Here is a 25,267-nt window from a genome sequence, read left to right on the forward strand (position 1 = left end):
CGCCACCCCCCGCGTCTCGTACCGGGTAGTAGTCGGAGTCTCATGACGGGCACCTCCGTGCGAACGCGCGCCGCCGTGACGCGGCGCGAGAGTGGATCAGGCGGCGAGCAGGCCGGCGGTTCCGGTTCGCATCCATTCGGCCAGCCCTACATGGCCGGATCCGGTCGTACCGATGTACGAGACCACAACGCGACGACTCTGTAGCGGAGTTGGGAACTCCACCTGCGAACGGCGGGCCCGTGCCGTCGCACGGACCCGCCGTCCCCCCCGAGCCGGTCGCAGGTGTCGGCCGCCGGTGGTGGAGCTCAGCTGCCGGTGGTGAAGCTCAGCGAGAAGCTGCCGATCGACTGGCCGGCCTTGAAGAAGGTGGTGTTCAGCTTGGTGTCCACGTACTGCGCGCCCTCGGCGTCGACCTTCAGGTCCGCGGCGGTCACCGTCTGGGTGGCGCCGGTGCGGGTGATGTCGGTCGTGCCGGCCGGGTCGAGCAGCGCCACCGGGGCGGTGCCGCCGACCGGGACCCCGGTGATCGCCCAGCTGTCGGCGCTGAACGCCAGCTGCTTGAAGACCGCGGTCTTGCCGGTGAACAGGTTGACGAAGAGCAGGCTGCCGCCCAGCTGGACGTTGCCGTAGTAGCCCTGGAGGTTGACGTCGCCGCCCGTCACCGGGAACGACGTGGAGAAGCCCGTGGTGGAGTCGTAGGACGGGGTGGCGGTGGGCAGCGGGATGACCACCAGGCCGTTCAGGGCGGAGTCCTTCAGGAAGGCGGTGCTCTCGTGCACCACCGCGCTGCCGGTCGGGGCCGCGGGGGCGGCGTCGGCGGCAGCCGCACCGCTCATACCGGTCACGGCGAGGACGACTGCGGCACCGGTGGCGGCAAAGCGGGCGCTGGTACGGGTCATGCTGAACTCCTTGGGAGAGGTGATGTGCTGGGTGGTGCGGGCGGTCGTTCGACCGCCCCGACGGCCTTCCTCCTCCGCACTGCCCGGCGGGCGGAGGATGCCGAAGTCGATGGGCGCCCGGCCGGCTCCGACGGGCACGAAGGGGTGCCCGGGTGTGGCCGGCGGCCACGGGCACGAAGCCCGTGGCCGCCGGATGTCGCGGGATGTGATCAGCGGATGTGATCAGCGGGTGTGATCAGCGGGTGTGATCAGCTGTGGGTGGTGCTGCCGCAGGCCGCCGCCGGGAGGGGCAGGAAGCCGTAGCTCTTGATGTCGTTGGTGCCGTTGGAGCAGATCCACCCCGAGGGGCCGAAGATCGCGCGCAGCGCGGTGCCGTGGGCGTTGGTGGCGGTCCACTCGGCGTCACGGACGACGTTGTAGACCACGCGGCCGAACGCCGAGGCGGCGAACGGGGCGTTGATGGTGTTGGTGGTGGTGTTGACCGGCACCAGGGTGCCGACGTTGCGCAGGGTCAGGCTGGCCGGGGCGGAGGTCGGGGTGGAGTGGCCGCCCACGGTCTGGGACAGGTACGAGGCCACCGAGTACGGGAAGACGGTGTCGGCGCCGGCCAGGCGGGTGTCGACGCCCTCGTTCTCCTCCGGGCCGTCCTGGACGCAGCTGCCCACGGTCGGGTTGCCGATCGCGGTCAGGAAGAAGGCGCGGGTGCCGGAGCTCGCCTGCGGCAGCCAGGGCTTGATCGTGGCGTTGGTCAGCGAGGCGTTGATCTGCGTCCAGTTGGTGATGGAGCAGTCGTAGATGCCCTTGAGCTGGGCGGCGGTCAGGCTCGCCGGGGCGTGGCCGCCGGAGTTGGCGGACCAGGTCACCGCGTCCTTGGCGAACGCGACGAAGATGTCCGACGCCGGGTCGGTGGACTTCGGGGCGCGCGAGGAGCGGGCCACGTCCAGCGCGGAGCCGGAGGTGTTCAGCTCGGTGATGCCGGCGCCGGAGCCGTTCGGGCGGACGATCGAGGAGGCGCCCGACTTCAGCGTGATGTTCGTCGAGCCCGTGGCGTCCCAGCTGTAGTAGCGCGGCGAGGTGGTGTCGCCGATGCTCGTCAGGTAGGCGTTGTAGTCGGTCGAGAACCGGGTCGACACGGCCTGCGTCGTGTCGGAGCCCGCGCTCACGATGTCCTGGGCGGCCGGCGTCACGCTCGGGTCGGCGCTGGCGGTGCCGGCGACGACGGTGGCGAGCGAGGTGGCGATGGCGGCGACGGCGAGCAGCTTGGCAGCGGTCTTGCGCATGTTCCTGTTCCTCCGGTGGGAGAGAGGTGCATCGCTTGCCCGGGCCCTGGTTGGGGGTCCGGGGCCGGTGGCCACATCCGCGGTGGCCGCTCCGGCAGGGCTGATCCTGTCGGGACGGGCTGTTCCCCCGGAAGGGCCGTCAGCGGCGGCCGGCGATTGTCGACTCATCGGTTCGGACAGGTTTAGTGACTGGTCAGCCCGGCCGCGGCGGGGCGGAAAGCCGCAGGTCGGAGGCCGATGACGTTCTTCTCCAGGTGGCGGCTCGGGGGGTTGCCGGAAACCTGCGCTTCACCGGACCGGGGGGAACGGGGGGCGAACGGGGCGGGGGGCGCCGGGCGCGGGAGGAAGGCACGGCATCCCGGCCGGCCGGAACGGGGGTCTGACGAGGCACCATCCGCCCGGGCCGTCAGGGCGCCGCGCTTCGCGCGGGGGTACTACCAGGGCCGGCGGGCGTCCCGGCCGGTTCTGCGCAGCTCCTGGCCGATCCACTGGAGCCCGGCGAGGAAGCCGTCGACGCCCGCCTGGCACTGGTCGCGCCGGAGGTAGCCGCGGGCGCTGCGGGCGATCGGGCCGGCCTCGACCGCGCCGGGCCGGGTGCTGCGCACCGGCAGCTGGGCGGTCCAGACCCAGAGCCGGGCCTCGGACTGCCCGACGGTGCACCGCAGAGCGGCCCGCTCGATAATCAACTCTCTTACCGAGTCGGCGAGTTCGTCCTCGCTGCGATAGGTGCGGACGCCGACGCCGAGCTGTCTCCCGTTGGCGGCGCGCAGCGACCACCCGAGGCACCGGTCGGCGGCGGGCACGATCAGCAGGCGCGGACCGCGCCGCTCAGCGGCGGGCATCGGAGGGTCTCAACGGTGCCGCGCGTTCCGGGAGTTCGAGGGCGGGGGCGGGCTGCTTGGCCAGCAGCACGACGAACCGGCGGAAGGCGTTCTGGCAGGTCGCGTACCGCTCGTAGGCGCGGCTGGAGCGCACCTCGGGGAGCAGGCGCGAACCGGGGACGACCCAGACCCAGCCGATGCCGTCGCGGACGTGGGTGATCCGGGCGACCAGGGCGTCGGCGCCGGCGCGCAACCCGTCGAAGCCGCGCTCGGCGTCCGCGGCCGTCTCGTATCCGGCCCCGGTGACCGCGACGACCCGGCCGTTGGGGGCCTTCAGCTGCCAGCGGTAACGCCCGTCCGGTGCCCGTTCGACCCGGAATCCCCCACGCCCTGCACCTGCTGCGGTGTGACCGCGGTTCGACGCGTCCACTGCTCCCCCAGTCCGGTTCCCTCCGAGACGGGAGTAAAGCTATGTGTGCACACGAGCACGCCGGAAGGGAAGGAAATGCACAACTTGCTCCGTTGGCCGCGAAGTTCTCCCTCGTTAAACATTCACCGACTGCACACCAACCACACGCCCGGCCCCCTCACCGAACTCCCTTGACCGGCACAGACCGTTCGATGGCGCGCGAAGACTCAGAGCCGCGCGGTCCAGCGCACCCGCGTCCCCTTTCCGTACGGACCGGGCTCGTGCCAGGCGTCCCCGCCGAGCACCTCGGCCCGCCGGGTGAGGTTGCGCAGACCGCTGCGGCGGCCGCCGGCGGGGATGCCGACGCCGTCGTCCGTCACGGTCAGCAGCACCCCGGGGCGCCCGGCCCGGTCGAGTGACTCCGGGTCACCGCTCACCGGGCGTCCCTCGTCGTCCAGGTGCACGGTGGCGTCGACCTCCACGCCGACCCGCGAGGCCCGCGCGTGCCGGGCCGTGTTGGAGAGCATCTCGCGCAGCGCGGCCAGCAGTTGACGGCCGGTCTTCTCGCCGACCAGGCTCTCCACCGGGCCCGTGAAGGTCACCGAGGGCTTGAAGCCGAGCGCCGCGGCGGCCTGACTGCCCTCCCGCAGCACCCGCGTCCGCAGGGTGTCCGGCGCGTCGCCGTGGTTGTCGTGCTGGAGCGCGTAGATGGTGGTGCGGACCTCCTGGATGGTGGCGTCCAGCTCGTCCACCGCGTTCCCGATGCCGACCTTCACCTCGGGCACGACCGCGCGCCGGGCGGCGCTCTCCAGCATCATCCCGGTGGCGAACAGCCGCTGGATCACCAGGTCGTGCAGGTCGCGGGCGATCCGGTCGCGGTCCTGGAAGACGGCGAGGCGCTGCTGGTCCCGCTGGCCCTCGGCGAGCCGCAGGGCCAGCGCGGCCTGCGAGGCGAAGGTCTCGGCGAGCTGCTTCTCGGTGTCGGTGAACGGCACCGCGCCGCGCGGGCGCCAGACGCAGAGCCCGCCGAGCACCCGGCCGGCGGCGACCATCGGCACCGCCATCGACGGGCCGAAGCTGCGCGCCAGGCGGATCACCACGGTCGGGTCGCTGGACATGTCGTCGAGGTAGACGCTGTCGCCCTGGAGGAGCCGGGCACCGAAGCTCTCCTTCGGCAGCAGCTCGCCCTGGACGAACTCCGCGGCCTCGCCGGAGGCGTGCGCGACCCGCATCTGGCCGTCGCCCTCGCCGTCCACGGTCGGCAGCAGGATCATGCCGAGCGCCGCGTCCGCCAGCTCGCGCACCTGCTCGGCCGCGACGGTCAGCGCGACCTCGGCCTCGTCGGCGGAGAGCAGCGCCGTGGTGACGGCGGCCGCGCCCGCGATCCACCGCTCGCGCCGCCGCCCCTCCTCGTACAGCCGGGAGTTCTCGATCGCGACGCCGGCGGCCGCGGCGAGCGCGTGCACCACCTGCTCGTCCTCGGGGGTGAAGGCGCCGCCGCCCTGCTTCTCGGTGAGGTAGAGGTTGCCGAACACCTCGTCACGGATCCGGATCGGCTCGCCGAGGAAGGTCTTCATCGCCGGGTGCTCCGGCGGGAACCCGGAGGAGCGCGGGTCGGTGGCCAGGTCGGTCAGGCGCAGCGGCTCGGGCCGGTCGATCAGGGCGCCGAGGATGCCCCGGCCGGCCGGCAGCTCGCCGATCGCGGCGGCGGTCTCGTCGTCCACGCCGACGTGGATGAAGTCCGCCAGGCCGTGGCCGCCCGGTGCGATCACGCCGAGCGCGGCGTACCGGGCGTCCACCAGCTCGGCGGCGCCGGTGGCGATCCGGTGCAGCGTCGCGTGCAGGTCCAGCCCGGCGCCGACCGAGACGACGGCCTCCAGCAGCCGCTGCATCCGGTCGGTGACGGCGGCCGCCGACTGCAGCCGCTCCGCCACCTCGGTGACCAGCGTGTCCAGCCCGAGCGAGGAGATCTCGGGTACCCGGTGGGGCGCCGGGTCGGGGGCGGCGGGGGGTGGCAGGTCTGGCGTGGGGTCCATGGTGTCGAGCGTAGTTTGTACGGTTTTCAGCCGAAGGTCGGCGCGGCGGCCGGAGGGCGACCGGCTGCGGCCGCGCCCACCGCCACCGGGCCGTCCGCGGCGCGTTCGCGCTCCCACATCGCCCGCAGCCGGCCGCCCGGCTCCGCGACCAGCTCCGACCAGGTGCCGCGTTCGACCACCCGGCCGCCGTCCAGGACCAGGACCTCGTCGACGGAGCCGTCGTCGAGGCCGGCCAGCCGGTGGGTGATCAGCACGGTGCTCCGGCCGGCCGTGGCGGCGAGCAGGTCGGCGGTGAGCGCGTCGGCGGTGGGCAGGTCGAGGTGCTCGGCGGGCTCGTCCAGCACGAGCACCGGGAAGTCGGCCAGCAGCGCCCGGGCGAGCGCGAGCCGCTGGCGCTGGCCGCCCGAGAGCCGGGCGCCGTGCTCCCCGACCATGGTGTCGAGGCCCTCCGGGAGGGTGTCCGTCCAGTCCAGCAGCCGGGCGGCGGCCAGCGCGGCGCGCAGCTCCCGCTCGTCGGCCGAGGGCCGGGCCAGCCGCAGGTTCTCCCGCAGCGAGCTGTCGAAGACGTACGCGTCCTGGGCGCAGAGCCCGATCACCCGGCGGACGTCGTCCCCGGCCAGCTCCCGACTGTCCACAGCCTGTGGACGGCCGTCGGCGAACGTGATCCGGCCCGCCGCCGGCTCCAGGAAGCGCAGCAGCGCCTGGGCCAGCGTGGTCTTGCCGGAGCCGGACGGGCCGACCACGGCGATCCGGCGGCCGGCGGCGAGGTCCAGGTCGAGGCCGACCAGCGCGTCCGCCTCCTGGCCGGGGTGGCGGACGGTCAGCCCGCGGACGGCGATCGGCAGCGGCTGCCCGGGCAGGGCAGCCGGGGCGGCGGGCTCGGTGACCGGGGCGGGCGCGTCCAGCACCTCGGCCAGCCGGGCCGAGGCGGTCCGGCTGCGCCGGCGGGCCTGGACGGCGAGCGGCATCCCGGTGACGGCCTCGAAGGCGGCCAGCGGGGTCAGCACGACCACCGCCAGGCAGACCGGTGCCAGCGCACCGCTCTGCACACCCCGGATGCCGACGGCCGCGGCGGCGGCCACCGTCAGCCCGGTGAGCAGCGCGACCAGCCCGGTGCCGAGCGCGGTGGTGGCGGCCGAGCGGGCGGCCAGCCCGGTCAGCGCGGCGTCGGCGGACCGGACGGCGGCCAGCCGGCCCGGCAGCGCCCCGGCCACCGTGAGCTCGGCCGTTCCGGTGAGGGTGTCGACGACGGCGGTGGCCAGCCGGCCGCGGGCCGGGGCCTGCCGCCGCTCGGCACCGGCCGACCAGCGGGCGGCCAGCGCGGGCACCACCGCCCCGGCCAGCAGCAGCCCCAGCCCGAGGACCAGGCCGGCCGCGGGCAGGAAGGCGGCCATCGCCGCCGTCGCGGCCAGCGACACCACCGCGGCCACCGCCGCCGGCAGCCGCCAGCGCAGGTGGTGGTCCTGGACGGCGTCGACGTCGGCGACCAGCCGGGAGAGCAGGTCCCCGCGCCGGAAGGCCGGCAGCCCGGCCGGGGCCAGCACGGTCAGCCGGCGGTACACGGCGGCCCGCAGGGTGCCGAGGGTGCGCAGCACCGCGTCGTGGGAGACCAGCCGCTCGGCGTAGCGGAACACGCTGCGCCCGATGCCGAAGGCCCGCACCGAGGTGACGGCCATCATCAGGTAGAGCACCGGCGGCATCTCGGAGGCGTAGGAGATGAGGTAGCCGGAGGTGGCCATCAGCGCCACCGCGCAGCCGAGCGCGAGCGCGCCGAGCAGGACGGAGAGCGCCAGTCGGGGCCGTACGGTCGCCGCTCCGGCGGGCTCCTCCGGCGGGGTGTCGGCGGCCGGCACCGGCCGCCCGTCGTGCGCGGGCCGGGGCGGCGGTGCGGCGGCCGCGGGCGCCGGCGGCCCCTCCAGCCGGACCAGCCGGTCGGCCGCCGCCAGCAGCGCCGGCCGGTGCGCGACCAGCAGCACGGTGCGCGCCGGATCGGCGGCCAGCACCCGGACGGCGTCCACCACGGCCGCCTCCGAAGCGCCGTCCAGGCCGGCGGTCGGCTCGTCCAGCAGCACCAGCGGCCGGTCGTCGGCGAGCAGCACCCGGGCGAGCGCCAGCCGCTGGCGCTGGCCCGCCGACAGGCCGGCGCCGTCCTCCCCGAGCACGGTGGCGAGCCCGTGCGGCAGCCGCCGCACGAAGTCCCGCGCGTGCGCGGACTCCAGCGCCGCCCACAGCTCGTCCTCGCCGGCGCCGGGCCGGTAGAGCCGCAGGTTCTCGGCGACGGTGCCGGCGAACAGGTGCGGGTGCTGCGGCACCCACGCGATCTGCCAGCGCCAGCTCGCCGGCTCCAGCTCGTCCAGCCGGTACGTCCGCCCGTCGGCGGCGGTGATCCGGACGCTGCCCGCGTCCGGCGCGGTGAGGCCGAGCAGGACGGCGAGCAGGGTGGACTTGCCGGCCCCGCTCGGGCCGGTGAGCGCGGTGGTGGTGCCCGGCCGCAGGGTCAGCCCGGCGGCGTCCAGCGCCGGTGCGCTCCGGCCGGTGTGCAGCACGGTGAGGCCCTCGGCCTCGACGAGGGCGCCGGCGAGCGCGGGGGCGGGGGCGGTCCCGGCCGGCGGCAGCGGGGTCTCCAGCACCGCGAAGAGCTCGTCGGCCGCGGTCAGCCCCTCCACGCTGGAGTGGTACAGCGCGCCGACCTGGCGGATCGGGACGTAGACCTCGGGCGCCAGGATCAGGATCAGCAGCCCGGTCTCCAGGTCGAGCGTGCCGTCCACCAGCCGGAAGCCGATCGAGACCGCGACCAGCGCCACCGACAGGGTGGAGAGCAGCTCCAGGGCGAACGAGGAGATGAAGGCGATCCGCAGGGTGCGCAGGGTGGCCCGGCGGTAGTCGGCGGTGATCCTGGCGACGGTGGCGGCCTGGGTACGGGCCCGGTTGAACACCTTGAGCGTGGGCAGGCCGGCGACCACGTCCAGGAAGTGGTGCGAGAGCCGGGAGAGGGTCTCCCACTGCCGGTCCATCCGGCTCTGGGTGGCCATCCCGATCAGCGCCATGAAGAGCGGGATCAGCGGCAGCGTCCCGGCGATGATCGCGGCCGAGGTGAGGTCGGCGCCGACGACCCGCAGCAGCACGATCACCGGGACGACCACCGCGAGCGCCAGCTGCGGCAGGTAGCGGGCGAAGTAGTCGTCGAGCGCGTCGACGCCCCGGGTGGCGAGGGTGGTGAGTTCGCCGGTGCGCCGGCCCGCCAGGTGGGCCGGGCCGAGCGCGGTGGCGTGGTCGAGCAGCCGGCGCCGCAGGGTGGACTTCACCCGGGCCACCGAGCGGTGCGCGGTGAGTTCGGTGAGCCAGCCGACCAGCCCGCGGCCGACCGCCGTCAGCGCCAGCCAGAGCAGCGGCGCGGTCAGCTCGTCGAGGCCGGCCCGCTGCTGGAAGCCGCGGACGACGATCTCGGCGATCAGGCTCGCCTGGGCGACCACCAGGGCCGCCCCCGCCCCGCCGAGCAGGACCGATCCGGCGAGGAAGGCGCGGGTGGTGCGGGCGTACCCGAGCAGTCGGGGGTCGACGGGCTTCACGGCTCAGCCCTGGTCGAGCGCGGCGGCCGGGTCGTGCCCGGGGATGTGCTGGACGCCGATCCGCTTGCGGAAGACCCAGTACGTCCAGCCCTGGTAGAGCAGTACGAGCGGGGTGAAGACGGCCGCGACGATCGTCATCAGCTTCAGCGTGTACGGCGAGGAGGCGGCGTTGGTGACGGTCAGGCTCCACTCCGGGTTCAGGGTGGACGGCATCACGTCCGGGAACAGCGAGAGGAAGAGCATCGCGACCGCGGCCACGATGGTCGCCCCGGAGAGGACGAACGCCCAGCCCTCGCGGGCCAGTTGGTTGGCCACCAGGGCGCCGGCCAGGGTCAGCACCGCGACGGCCAGGACGGCGAGGCTCCAGCCGTTGCCGTGGTCGGCCTGGGTCCAGAGCAGGAAGGCCAGTGCCAGCACCGCCGTCACCAGGCCGAGTCGCAGCGCCAGGGCACGGGCCCGGTCGCGGATCTCCCCGACCGTCTTCAGCGCGGCGAACACCGCGCCGTGGAAGGTGAAGAGGGTGAGCGTGACCAGTCCGCCGAGCAGCGCGTACGGGTTCAGCAGGTCCCAGAAGCCGCCGACGACGTTCTTCTGCGCGTCGATGTCGACGCCGCGGACGATGTTGGCGAAGGCCACGCCCCAGAGGAAGGCCGGGAGCAGTGACGTCCAGAAGATGGCCTCCTCCCAGTTCCGCTGCCAGCGCGCGTCGGAGCGCTTGGCCCGGTACTCGAAGGCGACCCCGCGCACGATCAGGCAGACCAGGATCACCAGCAGCGGGATGTAGAAGCCGCTGAACAGCGTCGCGTACCAGTCCGGGAAGGCCGCGAAGGTGGCGCCGCCGGCGGTGAGCAGCCAGACCTCGTTGCCGTCCCAGACCGGTCCGATGGTGTTGATCAGCACCCGCCGCTCGGCGGTGGAGCGGGCCAGCGGCTTGGTGAGGATGCCGATGCCGAAGTCGAAGCCCTCAAGGAAGAAGTAGCCGATCCACAGGACGGCGATCAGGACGAACCAGACGTCGTGGAGTTGCATGTCGGATCCTCAGTAGTCCTCGGTAGTCCGCGGTGGGGCTCGGTGAACCGGGCGGGCCCGGTGGCTCGGGTGGGGGCCCGGGCTCAGTAGGCGAAGGCGAGCGGCTTGTCCGCGTCCTCGTCCGGGGACGGGCCGCGCAGCGTCGGGTCCTCGGTGGGCGGCCGCTCGGAGGTGACCGGCCCGGCCTTGGCGTACTTGACCAGCAGCCGCACCTCGATGACGGCGAGGATCGCGTACAGCACGGTGAAGGTGGTCAGGGCCCCGATCTGGGTCCCGATGCCGACGTTGGGCGACACCGCGCTCGCGGTGGTCATCAGCCCGAAGACGGCCCACGGCTGGCGGCCCATCTCGGTGAAGACCCAGCCGAAGCTGTTGGCGATCAGCGGGAACCCCATGGTGAGGATGCCGATCCGCCAGCTCCACTGGGTGAGGAACGGGCCGAGCTCGCGCTTCGGCAGCAGCATCAGTCTCGGCACCTCGGTGTCGCCGGTGCGGAACTCCGGTGCCAGCAGCCACTTCCGCCGGGTGGTCCAGAGCCCGATCACCCCCGCCACGAAGGAGGTCATCCCGAAGCCGATCATGAGGCGGAAGCCCCAGTAGGTGACGAAGATGCTCGGGATGTAGTCCTTCGGGTCCCCGCCGTACCGGGCGGCCTCGGCGTTGGCGGTGTCGTTGATGCCGGGGACGGAGGAGCTGAAGTCGCTGTTGGCGAGGAAGGAGAGTATCCCGGGGATCTCCAGCTCGACCGAGTTGTGGCCCTTGCCGACGTCGCCGACCGCGAAGACCGAGAACGGCGCCGGGGCCTGGCTGTCCCAGAGCGCCTCGGCGGCGGCCATCTTCATCGGCTGCTGGCGGAACATCACCTTGGCGAGCGAGTCGCCGCTGAGGGCGGTGCCGAGACCGAAGACCACCGCGAGGACCAGGCCGAGCCGCAGCGAGGTCCGCATCACCGCGACCCGCTTGGGGTCGGCGGCCTCCGGCCGGCGCTTGGCCTTCCAGAGGTGGAAGGAGGCGATGCCGACCATGAAGGCCGCGCCGGTGAGGAAGGCGGCGGTCAGGGTGTGCAGGACGACGGTGACGGTGGTGTCCTGGAACAGCACCCGGGCGATGTCGGTGAGCTGCGCCTTCCCGGTGGCCGGGTCGACCGAGTAGCCGCCCGGGTGCTGCATCCAGGAGTTGGCCGCCAGGATGAAGTAGGCGGAGAGCACGGTGCCGAGCGAGACCATCCACATGCAGGCGCAGTGCAGCTTCCTCGGCAGCTTGTCCCAGCCGAAGATCCAGAGCCCGATGAAGGTCGACTCGAAGAAGAAGGCGATCAGCGCCTCCATCGCGAGCGGGGCGCCGAAGACGTCACCGACGAAGCGGGAGTAGTCCGACCAGTTCATCCCGAACTGGAACTCCTGGACGATGCCGGTGACCACGCCCATCGCGATGTTGATCAGGAAGAGCTTCCCCCAGAACTTCGTGGCGTGGAAGTACTTCTCCTTGTCCGTCCGGACCCAGGCGGTCTCCAGTCCGGCCACGAGGGCGGCCAGGCTGATGGTGAGCGGTACGAAGAGGAAGTGGTAGACGGTGGTGATGCCGAATTGCCAACGCGCGATGGTTTCGTGAGCGATTGCCAGTTCCACGTCGCCCTCTCTCCGACCCGACCTCGAAGGTCACTTTCCGGACAAACTTCATCTATAGCTGTAGACCGCTGCGTACCCGTGCAAGCTAGTCCGCTTGTGAACGTGAACACGTTCACAAGGGCCAGTATCCATCATGCTTACGAGTGGTTTGCAGGCGGGGTGGGATTGACCGGCGATGCCGTGCGCACAGTCTGCGGACCGGCCCTGGCCTGCCACAACGAGCGCCCGGGCGACTCACGGAACGATCTTGGACGATCCGGCGCTTGACATTCGGCCCATCGCCGCGGCACGCGCGACCGTGCCCGGCCGGGTGGTGACCCGGCCGGGCACGGGCCCGGCGTCTAGCGGTTGCCGTAGGGGCGGGTGATGATCTCCATGCCGTGGCCGGCCGGGTCGAAGAAGTACAGCCCCCGGCCGCCGTGGTGGCGGTTGATCTCGCCGGGCAGCTTCAACTGCGGGTCGGCGTAGTAGGCGATGCCGCCCGCCTCGATCCGGGCGAAGGCGGCGTCGAACTCCTCGTCGGAGACGAGGAAGGCGTAGTGCTGCGGGGCGATCGCCTCCGCCGGGACGGACGCGAAGTCGAGGGTCACCCCGTTGCCCGTTGCGACCGGGACGAACGGCCCCCAGGCCGTCCCGACCTCAAGGCCGAGGACGGCCGCCAGGAAGGCGGCGGATTCCCGGTTGTCCCGGGCGTGAACGATGGTGTGATCGAGCTGGATTGTCATGCTTCGAATGCCTCCGTAAGGCACTCACGGGCTACCTCCATGCCTCACCCGGACGGTGACCGACACGCGATGCCGTACCGGGATCCTAGGCCGCGGCGGCACCCGCCGACCAGCCCCCGCCGGACCGGTCGGACCGGTCGGACCCGCCGGACCGTCATACCGCTGCGCTCACGCGGGGATCACGGCCGGACCGGCGCCGCCAGTGCCGCCAGCTCCGCCAGGTCCTCGGCGCCCAGCCGCAGCGAGGCGGCCGCGATGTTCTCCTCCAGATGGACCGGCGAGGAGGTGCCCGGGATGGCCAGGATCGAGGGGGAGACCGCCAGCAGCCAGGCCACCATCACCTGCGCCCGGGTGGCGCCGTGCCGCTCGGCCACCCGCTGGAGCGCCGGGTCCTCGGGCACCCCGGAGCCGCCGAGCGGGAAGAACGGCACGAAGGCGATGCCCCGCGCGGTGCAGTCCGCCAGCAGCGCCGCGTCCTCCGCCGAGTGCTCCAGCACGCTGAACCGGTTCTGCACGGCGGTCACCGGTGCGATCGCCTCGGCCTCGGCGAGCTGGGCAGCGTCCACGTTGCTGACCCCGAGGTGCCGGACCAGCCCCTCCTCCCGCAGCTCCGCCAGCGCCGCGAAGGACGTCGCGATCGACCGCAGGCTGGGCATCCGCCGCAGGTAGACCAGGTCGAGCCGGTCCACCCCCAGCTCACGCAGGTTGCGGTGGACGGCCGCGCGCAGCTCCGCCGGACCGGCCGGCTCCAGCCAGCTGCCGTCGGGGTTGCGGCCGGGGCCCACCTTGGTGGCGATCACCAGGCCGTCGCGGTACGGGTGCAGGGCCTCGCGGATCAGGCCGTTCGCCGAGACGTCCTCGTGGAAGTAGAACCAGGCGGTGTCGATGTGGTCGACACCGAGCTCGACCGCCCGGCGCAGCACGGCGAGGCTCCGCACGGGGTCGCAGGCCGGGCCGTCCCAGTCGCGGGCGGGCAGCTTCATCGCGCCGAAGCCCATCCGGGCGATCGGCAGGTCGCCGCCGAGCAGGAGGGAGCCGGCGGCCGAGGCGTGGGAGGTGGTCGTCATGTCGGTAAGCCTCCGCCCGGCTCGCCCGTCGCCCGACCGATCTGGCATGTTGCTGCCATGAGCACCGACCCGATCATCACCCTGCACGGCGAGCGGGAGCTCGTCCAGCGGGCCGGCCACCTCTTCGTCGCCTCGCGTGAGGAGTTCCTGGTCGCCGCCACCGACCTGCTGACCTGGTCGTCGGGCGTCAACGCCGCCTTCGCGGAGGGCAAGCGGCCGCACCTCGTCCCCGGGCTCGCCATGCGCAAGCTGTACACCCGGCGCGCCCTGGCCGATCCGGAGTCGCACCGGCGGCTGGAGAGGATCGCCGGCACCGGCATCGAGGTCCGGATCAGCGACGGACCGCTCGCGCGCGAGGCGATCATCATCGACCGGCGCACCGCGATCCTGGCCGGCGCCCCGGTGCGGGGCGTGCGGACGTACACCGTGGTGCGGTCGCCGGAGGTCGTCGACGGCGTGCGCTCGCTGTTCCGCGCCGCCTGGGAGACCGCCACCGACCTCGCCGACTGCGCCCGGCCGCCGCACCTCACCGAGCAGGCCCGGCAGATCCTGAGCGCCCTCGCGACCGGCCACACCGACGAGACCGGCGCCCGCCTGCTCGGCCTCTCGCTGCGCACCTACCGCCGGCGGGTCGCCGACCTGATGACGACCCTCGGCGCCACCTCCCGCTTCCAGGCCGGCCTGCTCGCCCGGGAACTGCTGGAGGACGGCGTCACTCCCGCCGCCCACCGGTGATCTCCGGCCCGATCACGAACCCCTTCGCGGGCCCCTCCGGCACGACCGCCTCCTCCCCGTACGGCGTCCGGACCGAACGGGCGTAGGCACCGCGCTCGATGTCGGGGCCGGTCAGGACGGTGACGGCGCCGCCGTCGTCGAAGTCGTCGATGATCACGTACACCGGAATGCCGGCGGTCGCGTAGGCGCGGGGCTTGAGGACGAGATCACGGCGGCGGGCCGCACTGCCGGGGGAGACGGTCTCGACCACCAGGACTACTCCGGAGGCGAGCACCCCGAGGCCCTCGGGGTGCTCGATCTCGTCCACGTCGTCGGGCGCCACGAAAACGTCCGGGATCAGCACCTTGAGCCCGGCGATCACGTTGCCGTCCTGGGCGGGGCCATAGCCGCCGCCTCCCAGATACCTGTCCAGGGCCCGACTCACCCGCCGGTTGACGCTGAAATGGCGGTGCCCGCCGGTGGGCGACATCTCGATGGCTCCCTCGATGATCTCCGCCCTGATGCCCTCAGGGACGTCCATCTCCTTCCACACCTGCCACAGCGCCTGGTCCAGGTCCACGACGGTCTCCTCGGCTACGAGCGCGGTCATTGGGACACCTCTTCCCGTCCAGTGTGGTCGGCTCGCGCGATCCGCATCAAGCCGCAGCCGTACGGTCGCACACGACCGGAGACCGGGCGGAGAGAACCAGGCCGGTTCACCCGAACGGGCGGTTTCAGCGCTGGTGGGGGATCTCCACGCGGAAGGTGGCGCCGGTGCCGGGGGCGGTGTGGAGGGTGAGGGTGCCGCCGTGGGCGTGGGTGAGCGCGGTGGCGATGGCGAGGCCGAGGCCGGCGCCGCCGCCGTCGTGGCGGCTGCGCGAGGCGTCCACCCGGTAGAAGCGGTGGAACACCCGGACGGCCTGCTCCTCGGTGAGGCCGGGACCGGAGTCGGCGACCTCCAGCAGGCAGAGGCCCTCGGCGGTGCCGACGCCGATCCGCACCGGCGTGCCGGGCGGGGTGTGCTTGACGGCGTTGCCGACCAGGTTGGTGACCACCTGACGCAGCCTCGCCTCGTCGCCGAGCACCGGTGCGGGGCCGGGCGCGCCGGTGCCGGACGGACCGGTGAGGGCGACCGGGCGGGACGGGTCGAGGGCGGTGAGGTCGTGCAGGGCGTCCGCGGCGAGGGTGCGCAGGTCCATCGGCGCGAGGTCGAGCGGGCGTTCCTCGTCGAGCCGGGCGAGCACCAGCAGGTCCTCGACCAGGGCGCCCATCCGGACGGCCTCGCTCTCGATCCGGAACATCGTCCGCTGGACGTCCGCCTCGGTGGGCAGCGCCCCCATCCGGTACAGCTCGGCGAAGCCGCGGATGCCGGCCAGCGGGGTCCGCAGCTCGTGCGAGGCGTCGGCGACGAACCGCCGCATCCGTGCCTCGGACTCGGCCCGGGCGGCGAACGCGGCCTCGATCTGGGTGAGCATCGCGTTGAGGGCGGCGGACAGCCGGCCGACCTCGGTGCGGGTGGCGAGCTCGGGCATCCGGTGCGACAGCTCGCCGGAGGCGATCCGCTCGGCGCCCTCCTCGATCCGGCGCAGCGGCCGCATCCCGGCCCGGACGGCGAAGAAGCCGAGGGCCGCGATCAGCACCAGCACCGCGCCGCCGATCGCCAGGAAGGAGGTGCGCAGCCGGGCGACGGTGGCGTCGATGTCCTCCCGGGAGACCGCGACCATCAGGTACGCGGGGGTGGGGGTCGGCACGGCGAAGGCGCTGGGGGGAGCGGGGCCGAGGGCGGGCGGCCGCTGGAGCGGCAGGACGAGCGTGCGCCAGCTGCGCTGGCCGCGCTGGTCGGGCAGGTCGAAGGGGGTGTCCGGGGCGGCGGCCGCCGGGTCGAGACCGGCCAGCTGCGGCGCCGGGTCGTTCTCGGAGACCGGCTGGCGGACCACCTGCTGGACCTTGCCGTCCGCCGAGAGGTACTGGACCAGGTACTGGCTGGGCAGCGCCGCCGCGGGCCGCCTCCCGCCGACCGAGGGCTGCCGGCTCTCCGGCCAGGTCGTCCGGCCGGGGGCGCGGTGCGAGAGCGGTTCGGCGAAGCGCTGCAACTGGTCGTCGAGCCGCTCCACCAGCTGCATCCGGACGGTGCCGAGCACGACGGCGTCACTGACCGCGAGCCCGGTGGTGACCAGGGCGAGGACGAGGACGAGCAGCCGGACACGCAGCGAGAAGCGGGGGAACACGGGGGGCGGTCAGCTCTGCGGCGGCCGGCGCAGCGCGTAGCCGATGCCGCGGACGGTGTGGATCAGCTTGGGACCGTGCGCGGGGCCGGAGTCGAGCTTGCGGCGCAGGTAGGAGATGTAGGACTCGACGATGGAGAGGTCCCCGCCGAAGTCGTAGGCCCAGACGTGGTCGAGGATCTGCGCCTTGGAGACCACCCGGCCGACGTTGGCCATCAGGTAGTGCAGCAGCTTGAACTCGGTCGGCGAGAGCGCGACCGGGGTGCCGCCGCGGGTCACCTCGTGGGCGATCGGGTCCAGCGTGAGGTCGGCGACGACCAGTCGGCCGTCCTCGGCGGGGCCGCCGGCCCGGCGCAGGATGGCCCGGATCCGGGCGATCAGCTCCTCCAGGCTGAACGGCTTGGTGACGTAGTCGTCCGCGCCGGCGGCCAGGCCCTGGACCTTGTCGCCGACGCCGTCCTTGGCGGTCAGGAAGAGCACCGGCAGGTGGTCGCCGGGGTGGCCGTGGGCGGGCCCGGCTATCTGGCCCCGGGTGGTCTGCTCGCGCAGCCGCTCGACCACGGTGAAGCCGTCCAGGTCGGGCAGCATCACGTCGAGGACGACGAGGTCGGGGCGTTCGACGGCGATCAGTTCGAGCGCCTCGGTACCGCTGGCGGCGGAGGCCACCCGGAAGCCGGAGAAGCGCAGGGAGGCGGAGAGCAGCTCCCGGATGTTGGGCTCGTCGTCGACGACGAGGAGGAACGCCTCGCCCGGGCCGCCGGCCACGGCGGAGCTGCCAGGTGTGGACACAGTGCCTTGCACGGGGGTTCCGCCTCCCGGTCGGACGATGGCGTTCAGCTTGAGGCTAGCCCGGGGAGGCTATGCGCCGTCGATGAATGTTGGATTAACACCTTAGCGGGCGGATTTGGGCGAACGAGCCCGCACGGTCGGGCTGGATGGTGTGCGTACGAGCCGGTGGACAGGGCGGAGGCGCCGCGCGGCCGGGGCGGCGCGGAGCCGTTCCCGGGCCGGAGGCCGGGCGGTTCCGGACCGGGGCGGTCGGCTCCCGGCTGGAGGCCGGGCGGTTCCCGGCCGGTGAAGGCCGCGCGTGACCCAGGGTACGGACTCACCGCGCGGGCACGGACACCGCGCGGCCCCTGGCCCGGCACGCCACCCGGGCACGGACAGCGCGCGGCCCGGCCGCCGGAGGAGGTTCGGCCGGGCCGCGCGGGCGCCTGGGGGCTGCGGGGTCAGCCGCCAGGCCCCCTCCCACCCGTGGACGGGCTAGGAGGGAGGCTTCTGGGTCTGGTTCTGGGTCCCCCGGCCACCGGCGCCGCCGCCGAAGCCGCCCGCGCCGCCCGCGCCGAAGCCGGCGGCGCCCTCGACGAGCTGGGTGGCGGCGTACCCGCCGTCGGCGCCCGGGGTGCCGACCACGGTGACGCTCTGACCGGGCTGCAGGTCGGTGACCTTGCCCTCCTTGTTGAGCTGGACCTTGGTGGCGTCGCCGGTGGTCACCTTGACGGTGTTGCCGTTGGCGTCGGTCAGGTAGACGGTGGTGCCGTCGACGGCCTTGACGGTGCCCCGGGTGAAGCCGCCCTGCGCGCCCTGGCCACCGCCCTGACCCGCGCCCTGACCGGTGCCCTGGCCGCCCCGGCGGGTGCCGTTCTGCCCGCCCCCGAAGGCGGAGGCCGCCGCCCGGGGCTGCTGCCCCGCCGCCGCCGACTTGCCGGAGCCGGTGGAGCCGTGGCCCTGCTGGTACCAGACGCCGCCCGCGAAGGCCGCCGTGGCGAGCACGGCGCCGGCCAGGACGAGGGTCGGCCACGGCAGCCGGCGGCGCGGTGGCGCGGCCAGCTCGGCGGTGACGTCCCGGGCGTCCGGCGCGGTGGAGAGCAGGACCACCTGCTCGGCGGGGGTGCGCGGCTCGATCTCGTTGCTCATGGTCTGCGGGTCCTTGGTCACTCGTGGCGGAGGGCGTCGATCGGGCGCAGCGAGGCGGCCCGGTTGGCGGGGTAGCTGCCGAAGAACAGGCCGATGGCGACGGCGATGCCGAACGCGCCGAGCACCGACTCGGGAATCACCACCGGCTTGATGCCGACGACGGAGAAGTGCGATCCGGCGAGCCCGGCCAGCACCCCGAGTCCGGCCCCGATCACCGACAGCAGGGTGGACTCGACGAGGAACTGCCCGAGGATCGCCACGCGCGGGGCGCCGAGCGCCTTGCGGATGCCGATCTCCCTGGTCCGCTCGGTGACGGTGACCAGCATGATGTTGGTGATGCCGATCCCGCCGACCAGCAGCGAGATCGCGGCCACCGCGCCGAGCAGCACGGTGAAGGTCTTGGTGGTCGACTCCCGGGCCGTGAGCAGCGAGGCCTGGTTGCCGATCCGGAAGTCCGCCTTGCTCGGGTCGGCGATCGCGTGGGTGCCGAGCAGCACCCGGGTGACCTCGGCCTGGGCGGCCGTGGTGGTCTCGGCGGAGGTGGCCTGCACCAGGATCTGGCTGACCGGGCCGAAGCCGGTGAAGGCGTTCTGCACGGTCGGCAGCGGCGCGATCACCACGTCGTCCGGATCGGTGAAGCCGGTGCCGCCCTTGGCCTGGAGCACGCCCACCACGGTGAGCGGGGTGCCGCCGACGGTGATCGCCCTGCCGACCGGGTCGGTGGTGGCGAACAGCTGCTTGGCGGTGGTGGCGCCGAGCACCGCGACCTTGCGGGAGCCGAGCACGTCGTCGGCCGTGAAGTACTCGCCCCGGCCGATCTTCAGGTTGGCGGTCTCGAAGTACGCGGGGTAGGTGCCGACGATCGAGCCGGGGCTGTAGGAGATGTCCCCGTACAGCGCGGTGCCGCTGGCGGTGACCACCGGCGCGACGGACTTGATCGAGGTCGCCTCCGGGTCGCTCGCCAGTGCCCTGGCGTCGGCGACCGTGAGCTTCTTGGCGGTGGAGGCGGTGCGCGAGCCGCCGAAGGAGGACCCGGCGGTGACCGTCAGCGAGTTGGTGCCGAGCGAGGTGATCGACTCCTTGACCGCCACCGAGGAGCCGTTGCCGACCGCGAGCAGCAGGATCACCGAGGCCACGCCGATCAGCACGCCCAGCATGGTCAGGGCGGACCGCACCTTGTTGGCGGCCAGGCCGCCGACGGCGAACCGGAGCATCTGCCAGAGGATCATGCGAGCACCCCCTGGAGGTCGGCGGCCGCGAGCAGGGCGGGCGGCGGACCCTCCACCGGAGCCTGCCGGACGTCGCTGACGACCGCGCCGTCGACCAGCCGGATCACCCGCTTCGCGTGCAGGGCGACCTCGTCCTCGTGGGTGATCAGCACCACCGTGCGGCCGGTCGCGTTGAGGCCGTCGATCAGGGCCAGCACCTCGTCGGTGGAGCGGCTGTCCAGGTTGCCGGTGGGCTCGTCGGCGAGCAGCATCGCGGGCGCGGTGACCAGCGCCCGGGCCACCGCGACGCGCTGCTGCTGGCCGCCGGAGAGCTCGCCCGGCCGGTGCCCGGAGCGCTCGGCGAGGCCGACCAGGGAGAGCGCGGCCAGCGCCCGGCGCCGGCGCTCGGCGCTGCGCACGCCCGCGTAGGCGAGCGGCAGCTCGACCTGGGCGAGCGCGGTGGTGCGGGGGACGAGGTTGAAGGACTGGAAGACGAAACCGATCTTGCGGTTGCGGACCAGCGAGAGCTGCTGCTCGTCCAGGTGGCCGACGTCGATGCCGTCCAGCAGGTAGCGGCCGGCGGTCGGCACGTCCAGGCAGCCGAGGATGTTCATCAGGGTGGACTTGCCGGAGCCCGAACTGCCCATCACCGCGACGAAGTCGCCCTGCTCGACGTCCAGGTCGACGCCCAGCGGCTCGCCGGTGGCCGGGTCGGACGGGCCGCGCAGCGCGTGCACGGTGGCGTCGCCGTGGCCGTAGGACTTGGTGAGCCGGCGGATCTGGATGACCGGGGGCGCCGCCGCGGTGCCCTGGGGCGCGGGAGCGGTCCTGCGCCCCATCAGCGGTTCCCGCCCCGGCCGGTGCCGCCGCCGACGGCCGCGCCGACGCCTGCCACGCCGGCCGTGCCGCCGGCTCCCGTGCCGCCGCGGTTGCCCTGGCCACCGGTCAGGCCCGGGAAGGATCCGTTCGGGAAGCCGTTGGTCCCGCTGGTGGTGGCGAGTTCGACCTTGTCGCCCTCCTTCAGCCCGGAGACCACCTGCACGGTGGTGTCGCCCTCGACGCCCACCTCGACGGTGACCCGCTCGCTGGAGCCGTCCGGCTGCACCAGGGTCGCCGTCCGGCTGGTGCCGGTGCCCGCCAGGGCGGCGGTGGGCAGCGAGAGCGCGTTGTCTGCCTCGCCGGTGACCACCGAGACGGTCGCGCTGAGGCCGGTGCGCAGCTTGCTGGTGTCGCCGGTGATCTGCAGCGTCGCCGCGTACTGGACGGCGGCCGCGCCGCCGCTGCCGCCACTGCTCACCGGCAGCGAACTGACGGACAGCACGGTGGCGTTGAGCTTGGTGTCGGACTGCGCGTTCAGCGCGACGGTGGCCGACTCGCCCTTCTTGAGCTTCAGCGAGTCCAGCTCGGAGAAGTTGGCGGTGACCTGCATCCCGGTCGGGTTGGTCAGCACGATGAAGCCGCTCGGGGCGCCGGAGCCGGTGGTGGTCCCGGTGGACTTGGCGGCGCTCCCGGTGCCGCTGCTCCCGGTGCCGCCGCCCAGCGTGTCGCCGACCTTGTTGGAGACGGACGCGACCGTGCCGTCCACCGAGGCGGTGAGCGTCGTACCGGCCAGCGCGGCCTGGGCGTTGGCCAGGTTGGTCTGCGCGGTGGCGACCTGCTGCTGGGCCTGGGCCACGGCCGCCTCGTCCACCTTGGTGGTGGTGATCGTGGTGGTCTGCGGGACGGGGGTGGTCTGGGGAGCGGGCGCGCTGCTCGCGCCCGCTCCCCGTTCCCCGCCACCGGTGCCGCCACCGGTGGAGTCGTTGGACGAGCCCCTGGAGCCGCTGGAGGACTTGTTCGAGCTGCCCGGGATCTGCTGGGTGGTCGTGGTGGTGACACCGGCCCGCGCCTTGGTCAGGTTGGCGTTGGCCGTGGTCAGCGCCGACTGGGCGGCGTCCACCTGCTGCTGGGCCGCCGTGGTGTCGACGGTGGCCAGCACCTGTCCCTTGGTCACGGTGTCGCCCACCGCGACCTTGACGGCGGTCAGCTTCCCGCCCGTGGTGAAGTCCTGGGCGGCGTCGGTCGGCGAGGCGAGCGTGCCGGTTCCGGACACGGTGGCCAGGACCGTGCCCTTGACCACGGTCGCGGTACGGACCTGGGCCTTGCCGGCCGCCTTCTCCGTCCCGCTGTCCAACGTGGTGTACGCCAGGGCCACGGCGCCCACCAGGGCCACGCCCAGTGCGGAGTTCAGGAGGACGGCACCACGCCGTCGCGGAAGCACCTTCATGCCGCACAGCTTCGCCGGGCGCTCTTGCGGCACCCTGGGCGCGACCTGGGAGAACCCTGACCGGCCGAATCCGGGCATTCCGCCACGCTCCACCCGCCCCCTGCCCTCACCTTGCCCACCCCCGCCCAACCGTTGGCCGAACTCCCAGCCCCTTCCCAGCCATCCCCAGCCATCCGGCAGCCCGGGGGGCACGGGCCCGGCCCTGGCACGCCCCATCGGAGCGGTCGGGCAAGCCGAACGGCCTGCCGCCGCACCTCCGCGCTTGAGCACGCACACGGTGTGCGGTCCTCGCACACGCGATGCGCAGCAGTGGATGCTCATTGAGGCACTCCGCCGAGATGGCTAGCGTCATGGGTGCGGGCGATGAACGCGGCGATCGACCCGTATCGCGCCCGACGGCGGAGCCCGTCGCGGCGGAGCATTCAGTCATCGCCCCTTCCCGACCGGACTCCCGTCCGCCCGCCGGGAGGAGCACGCCGCCGCCTCGCACCACTCGACCTCATCGAGAGGAGCACCACATGACCGCCACCGCCATCGAGCCGATCGACCTGATCGCCCACAAACCGCGCGCGCCCCGGGACTTCGTGAAGCCCGAGGTGTGGGAGCGCGAGATCGCCCTGCTGATGCGCGACCACCCCTTCGACGAGGTGATGGCCACCCGGCTGTTCGGCGCGGCCGTCTGCTACCTCATCACGGCCATGGAGAAGTGGGGCCAGGGCCTGGAGATGTGCTGCGGCCGGATCGTGGACATCGCCGTCCACGTCTTCATCCTCGACACCAGGAACTACCGCGAGTTCTGTGCCGAGCACTTCGGCGGCCGGTTCCTGGAACACATCCCGGAGATCGCGTTCAAGTACGACGGCTCCGTGGAACGGACGGCCCAGATCATCGCGGACAACGGGTTCGAGGTGGACTGGAAGCTGTGGGAGGCGGACTACGCCAAGTGCGGCCCGTGCAGCCCCGGCTCCAACTGCCACTGACCTGTAGGGCCGACCCCGGCGCCCGGAGGCGATTCGCGCCTCCGGGCCCCATCCGACTGAATTGCCTCCTTTCCCCTCTTTCCCGGGAGCACGCGCCGGTAGGTTGTCGCCGGATTCGACACGGCACCGCCCACCTCGTCGCCCCGGAGAGCACCCATGTCCAGCGCGCCCCGAACCGCCCCGGAGTACTGGGACAGGTACCGGCCCCACCGCGGGGACGGCCCTCAGGCCCGTCCCGAAGCGAACCAATTCGACTGGACCGGTGTCCCCGGTCACGGACCGGGTGCGGAGATCCTGGGAAATCCGGGGACAGCACTCGACCTCGGACCCGCCGAGGGTGAGAACGCGGCGTTCCTCGCGAGGGAAGGGGTGGAGGTTGTCGCCGTGGACTTCTCACTCGTCCAGGTCGAGCGCGCCCGGGCGTTCTGGACCGATCTGTCGGCGCTGGAGTTCGTCCACGCCGAGGCCTGCGCGTTCCTGGACGAGGAGGTGAGGTCGTTCGACGCGATCTACTCGACCTGGGGCGCGGTCTGGTTCACCGACCCCGACGAATTGTTTCCCCGGGTCGCCAAGCGGCTGGCCCCGGGCGGTACCTTCGCGTTCTCCCACCGGGAACCGGCTGCCGGAACATACGGCGCCCAGGCCATGGGAGGGAAGTGGCTGGAGGGCCACGAGACCGAACTGACGGTCCTGCGCTGGCAGTACACCACCGAACAGTGGACCGATCTGCTCAAGCGCCACGGCTTCACCCACATCGGCGCACAGGTGATTCCGGCCCGGGAGAGCGGCGCCCTGGGGACTCTGCTGCTGACGGCAGAGGCCTCGACCGGGCGCTGAACACGATCAACGAATCAGGACAACCGTCGGGAAGGACAGGGGGCCTTGCCCGCGGTGCACGCCCTTATGAGCGCCCCCTGACCGTCACTACCGTTGAGTTCCTGTCGGCTCCGGGGAGGGATCGTGTCTCGCACAGAGACGGTCGTCGACGTACCGGCCATCCTGCGGGCCGCCCGGGCGGTGAAGCGGGTGACCCTTGCGGAAGTGGGCGCGCACGCCGGCTACTCCGCCTCGGCCATGTCCCGGATCCTGCGAGGACAGATGGCAGTGGCCGACGGCGCCCTGCTCCGCATCGCGGAGTTCCTGGACATCCCGCCAACCCACCTCGGACTCCGCCGCGACCACCCGGCCCGACACACGCGGACTGCGCCCCCCGGCAGCACGGTTGCTACTAGGGTGACGACAGGTCACCAAAAGTCGGAGGACGAGGTGCGGCGAAGGCGATTCCTCGCGGCGGGAGCCGCAGGCGTGGGCGCAGTGGTCATCGGCACCGAGCAGGCCGACGCGGTGACGGCTGCCAAGAAGTCCGGCATCGGCGGAGACCCACTGGAAGAGGCGCTGTTCGCCCCGGGCCCGCCCACTCCGCTGCCCGGCCTCGCAGGCGCGCTCGCCACCGCCCGCGCCGACTTCCGCGCAGCCCGCTACTCCCGTCTGCGCCACACCTTGCCCGCATTGATCAGCGGAGCGGAGGCAGCGCGGAACACTGGTACCGGCCTGGCACGTGAGCGAGCGTGCGCGGCCATCGCCCACTCCTACGTGCTTGCGACCGAGCTGGCGGTCAAGGAGAGCGCCGACTACGCCTGGGCCACGGCTGACCGCGCTCTGACCGCAGCCCGCGCCTCCGGCTCACCCGTCGTGGTCGGAGAGGCAGCCCGGGTGCTCGCCATCACCATGCGCCGCTCCGGACGCATCACCTCTGCCGTCCAACTCCTCACCTCGACCGCGAACAACCTGCACGCACAGGCCGGGCGCGAGGACGACCTACGCGCCGTCCGCACCACACTGCTCCTGACCGCTGCCTATACCGCTGCGACCGGAGGAGACGGCCGTACCGCCAACGAGCTGATCGACGAGGCGGAACTGCTGGCCCAGCGGATTCCCTCAGGGCGTACAGGAGAGTTGTTCACTGTAGAGGCCACCCCAGAGCAAGTGACGCTCTACCGGATCGGCATCGCCACAACGCTCAACGACCCGGACTCCGGGGTTTCCCACGCCCGTGCCCTCGACCCTGCTCGCCTTCCGACGCAGGAACGGCGGGCTCGGTTCTACACCGACGCCGCCCGGCTCTGGACCGCTTTGGGGGACGACGGTCGGACCTACGCGGCGTTGCAGGCCATGGAACGCGTGGCGCCCGAAGAGCTGCGCCGGCCGTCGGTTCGCGCGATCACGTCCGGCCTCGTGCACTCCTCGGCCCGCCTCCCCGGACTACGCGCCTTCGCCGCCCGAACTGGCGCATTCGACGCTTAGACGCGGCAAGGCCAAGTCCGCCTACAGCTGCGGTGCGACCGCGTCGGGGCCAATCCCAGTGAGCCTGGAGTGGGGGGTGGGGGCCCCCCCCGGGCCCCCCCCCCCCCCCGGGGGCCCCGCCCCCCCCCCCCCGCCCCCCCCCCCCCCACCCCCGGGAACCCCCCCCGCGCGGGGGGGCCCCCCCCGCCGG

21 protein-coding genes are annotated in these 25,267 nt (G+C 73.2%); 4 read left to right on the forward strand and 17 right to left on the reverse strand.

All coding sequences use genetic code 11. The annotated features are described in order from the left end of the window. Positions 1 to 305 precede the first annotated feature (305 nt). The 10 genes from ABT263_RS30340 to ABT263_RS30385 form a co-directional block, all read right to left on the reverse strand. A complete protein-coding gene (locus ABT263_RS30340; protein WP_352295187.1) occupies positions 306 to 899 on the reverse strand; it encodes a hypothetical protein in 594 nt (197 codons plus the stop codon). 248 nt (positions 900 to 1,147) lie between these two features. Beyond that, the gene (locus ABT263_RS30345) at positions 1,148 to 2,179 is read right to left on the reverse strand and encodes a PstS family phosphate ABC transporter substrate-binding protein (protein ID WP_352295189.1); all 1,032 of its coding nucleotides are present in this window, start codon (positions 2,177 to 2,179) and stop codon (positions 1,148 to 1,150) included. A 434-nt stretch (positions 2,180 to 2,613) separates the two neighbouring features. Further along, entirely contained in the window at positions 2,614 to 3,021 is a 408-nt protein-coding gene (locus ABT263_RS30350) for a hypothetical protein (protein WP_352295191.1), read from the reverse strand. Beyond that, entirely contained in the window at positions 3,008 to 3,430 is a 423-nt protein-coding gene (locus ABT263_RS30355) for a YegP family protein (protein ID WP_352295193.1), read from the reverse strand. The genes ABT263_RS30350 and ABT263_RS30355 overlap by 14 nt, the downstream gene beginning before the upstream one ends. A gap of 206 nt (positions 3,431 to 3,636) precedes the next feature. After that, a complete protein-coding gene (locus tag ABT263_RS30360; RefSeq protein WP_380393238.1) occupies positions 3,637 to 5,445 on the reverse strand; it encodes a sensor histidine kinase in 1,809 nt (602 codons plus the stop codon). A gap of 26 nt (positions 5,446 to 5,471) precedes the next feature. Further along, a complete protein-coding gene (gene cydD / locus ABT263_RS30365; protein WP_352295195.1) occupies positions 5,472 to 9,014 on the reverse strand; it encodes a thiol reductant ABC exporter subunit CydD in 3,543 nt (1,180 codons plus the stop codon). A gap of 3 nt (positions 9,015 to 9,017) precedes the next feature. Continuing rightward, positions 9,018 to 10,043, reverse strand: a complete 1,026-nt coding sequence (gene cydB / locus ABT263_RS30370) for a cytochrome d ubiquinol oxidase subunit II (RefSeq protein WP_352295197.1) — start codon at positions 10,041 to 10,043, stop codon at positions 9,018 to 9,020. A gap of 83 nt (positions 10,044 to 10,126) precedes the next feature. Beyond that, the gene (locus ABT263_RS30375; RefSeq protein WP_352295199.1) at positions 10,127 to 11,671 is read right to left on the reverse strand and encodes a cytochrome ubiquinol oxidase subunit I; all 1,545 of its coding nucleotides are present in this window, start codon (positions 11,669 to 11,671) and stop codon (positions 10,127 to 10,129) included. Positions 11,672 to 12,012: 341 nt separating this feature from the next. Then, entirely contained in the window at positions 12,013 to 12,396 is a 384-nt protein-coding gene (locus ABT263_RS30380; protein ID WP_352295201.1) for a VOC family protein, read from the reverse strand. A gap of 179 nt (positions 12,397 to 12,575) precedes the next feature. Continuing rightward, complete coding sequence (locus tag ABT263_RS30385) at positions 12,576 to 13,463, reverse strand: oxidoreductase (protein WP_352295203.1); 888 nt, start codon at positions 13,461 to 13,463, stop codon at positions 12,576 to 12,578. A gap of 57 nt (positions 13,464 to 13,520) precedes the next feature. On the opposite strand from ABT263_RS30385, the gene ABT263_RS30390 reads away from it, so the two are divergent. After that, positions 13,521 to 14,198, forward strand: coding sequence for a helix-turn-helix transcriptional regulator (locus ABT263_RS30390; RefSeq protein WP_352295204.1), 678 nt, complete (start codon positions 13,521 to 13,523; stop codon positions 14,196 to 14,198). Here the strand turns inward: ABT263_RS30390 and ABT263_RS30395 are convergent. The 7 genes from ABT263_RS30395 to ABT263_RS30425 all read right to left on the reverse strand — a co-directional run bounded on the left by ABT263_RS30395 (position 14,176) and on the right by ABT263_RS30425 (position 21,793). Continuing rightward, positions 14,176 to 14,787 carry a Uma2 family endonuclease gene (locus ABT263_RS30395; protein WP_352295206.1) on the reverse strand — a complete coding sequence of 204 codons (612 nt, stop codon included), beginning with the start codon at positions 14,785 to 14,787 and terminating at the stop codon, positions 14,176 to 14,178. The genes ABT263_RS30390 and ABT263_RS30395 overlap by 23 nt on opposite strands. A gap of 124 nt (positions 14,788 to 14,911) precedes the next feature. Continuing rightward, the gene (locus ABT263_RS30400) at positions 14,912 to 16,405 is read right to left on the reverse strand and encodes a sensor histidine kinase (RefSeq protein WP_352295208.1); all 1,494 of its coding nucleotides are present in this window, start codon (positions 16,403 to 16,405) and stop codon (positions 14,912 to 14,914) included. A 9-nt stretch (positions 16,406 to 16,414) separates the two neighbouring features. Further along, positions 16,415 to 17,167, reverse strand: coding sequence for a response regulator transcription factor (locus ABT263_RS30405; protein ID WP_352295224.1), 753 nt, complete (start codon positions 17,165 to 17,167; stop codon positions 16,415 to 16,417). 498 nt (positions 17,168 to 17,665) lie between these two features. Further along, positions 17,666 to 18,319, reverse strand: coding sequence for a hypothetical protein (locus tag ABT263_RS30410; protein WP_352295210.1), 654 nt, complete (start codon positions 18,317 to 18,319; stop codon positions 17,666 to 17,668). 17 nt (positions 18,320 to 18,336) lie between these two features. Next, on the reverse strand, positions 18,337 to 19,548 hold the full coding sequence (locus ABT263_RS30415) for an ABC transporter permease (RefSeq protein WP_329488895.1): 1,212 nt from the start codon (positions 19,546 to 19,548) through the stop codon (positions 18,337 to 18,339). Beyond that, positions 19,545 to 20,366, reverse strand: a complete 822-nt coding sequence (locus ABT263_RS30420) for an ABC transporter ATP-binding protein (protein ID WP_352295212.1) — start codon at positions 20,364 to 20,366, stop codon at positions 19,545 to 19,547. Before ABT263_RS30420 ends, ABT263_RS30415 begins: the two co-directional genes overlap by 4 nt. Then, positions 20,366 to 21,793 (reverse strand): efflux RND transporter periplasmic adaptor subunit, encoded by a 1,428-nt coding sequence (locus ABT263_RS30425; RefSeq protein ID WP_352295214.1) that lies wholly within the window; start codon positions 21,791 to 21,793, stop codon positions 20,366 to 20,368. The genes ABT263_RS30420 and ABT263_RS30425 overlap by 1 nt, the downstream gene beginning before the upstream one ends. A gap of 518 nt (positions 21,794 to 22,311) precedes the next feature. Between ABT263_RS30425 and ABT263_RS30430 the strand changes: the two genes are divergently transcribed. The 3 genes from ABT263_RS30430 (at position 22,312) to ABT263_RS30440 (ending at position 25,077) form a co-directional block, all read left to right on the forward strand. After that, positions 22,312 to 22,773, forward strand: coding sequence for a glycine-rich domain-containing protein (locus tag ABT263_RS30430; protein ID WP_352295216.1), 462 nt, complete (start codon positions 22,312 to 22,314; stop codon positions 22,771 to 22,773). A gap of 156 nt (positions 22,774 to 22,929) precedes the next feature. Beyond that, complete coding sequence (locus tag ABT263_RS30435) at positions 22,930 to 23,610, forward strand: class I SAM-dependent methyltransferase (RefSeq protein WP_352295218.1); 681 nt, start codon at positions 22,930 to 22,932, stop codon at positions 23,608 to 23,610. Between the two features lie 123 nt (positions 23,611 to 23,733). Further along, positions 23,734 to 25,077 (forward strand): helix-turn-helix domain-containing protein, encoded by a 1,344-nt coding sequence (locus tag ABT263_RS30440; protein WP_352295220.1) that lies wholly within the window; start codon positions 23,734 to 23,736, stop codon positions 25,075 to 25,077. The last annotated feature ends 190 nt before the right edge of the window (positions 25,078 to 25,267 follow it).

The sequence above is a fragment of the Kitasatospora sp. NPDC001603 genome (assembly GCF_040298365.1).
Taxonomy (GTDB): Bacteria; Actinomycetota; Actinomycetes; order Streptomycetales; family Streptomycetaceae; genus Kitasatospora.

Bases quoted from the DNA above. Each gene is read 5' to 3' on its own strand.
- ABT263_RS30340 (WP_352295187.1), bottom strand. From the start codon at position 899: ATGACCCGTACCAGCGCCCGCTTTGCCGCCACCGGTGCCGCAGTCGTC.
- ABT263_RS30345 (WP_352295189.1), bottom strand. From the start codon at position 2,179: ATGCGCAAGACCGCTGCCAAGCTGCTCGCCGTCGCCGCCATCGCCACC.
- ABT263_RS30350 (WP_352295191.1), bottom strand. From the start codon at position 3,021: ATGCCCGCCGCTGAGCGGCGCGGTCCGCGCCTGCTGATCGTGCCCGCC.
- ABT263_RS30360 (WP_380393238.1), bottom strand. From the start codon at position 5,445: ATGGACCCCACGCCAGACCTGCCACCCCCCGCCGCCCCCGACCCGGCG.
- cydB (WP_352295197.1), bottom strand. From the start codon at position 10,043: ATGCAACTCCACGACGTCTGGTTCGTCCTGATCGCCGTCCTGTGGATC.
- ABT263_RS30380 (WP_352295201.1), bottom strand. From the start codon at position 12,396: ATGACAATCCAGCTCGATCACACCATCGTTCACGCCCGGGACAACCGG.
- ABT263_RS30385 (WP_352295203.1), bottom strand. From the start codon at position 13,463: ATGACGACCACCTCCCACGCCTCGGCCGCCGGCTCCCTCCTGCTCGGC.
- ABT263_RS30390 (WP_352295204.1), top strand. From the start codon at position 13,521: ATGAGCACCGACCCGATCATCACCCTGCACGGCGAGCGGGAGCTCGTC.
- ABT263_RS30395 (WP_352295206.1), bottom strand. From the start codon at position 14,787: ATGACCGCGCTCGTAGCCGAGGAGACCGTCGTGGACCTGGACCAGGCG.
- ABT263_RS30410 (WP_352295210.1), bottom strand. From the start codon at position 18,319: ATGAGCAACGAGATCGAGCCGCGCACCCCCGCCGAGCAGGTGGTCCTG.
- ABT263_RS30415 (WP_329488895.1), bottom strand. From the start codon at position 19,548: ATGATCCTCTGGCAGATGCTCCGGTTCGCCGTCGGCGGCCTGGCCGCC.
- ABT263_RS30420 (WP_352295212.1), bottom strand. From the start codon at position 20,366: ATGGGGCGCAGGACCGCTCCCGCGCCCCAGGGCACCGCGGCGGCGCCC.
- ABT263_RS30425 (WP_352295214.1), bottom strand. From the start codon at position 21,793: ATGAAGGTGCTTCCGCGACGGCGTGGTGCCGTCCTCCTGAACTCCGCA.
- ABT263_RS30430 (WP_352295216.1), top strand. From the start codon at position 22,312: ATGACCGCCACCGCCATCGAGCCGATCGACCTGATCGCCCACAAACCG.
- ABT263_RS30435 (WP_352295218.1), top strand. From the start codon at position 22,930: ATGTCCAGCGCGCCCCGAACCGCCCCGGAGTACTGGGACAGGTACCGG.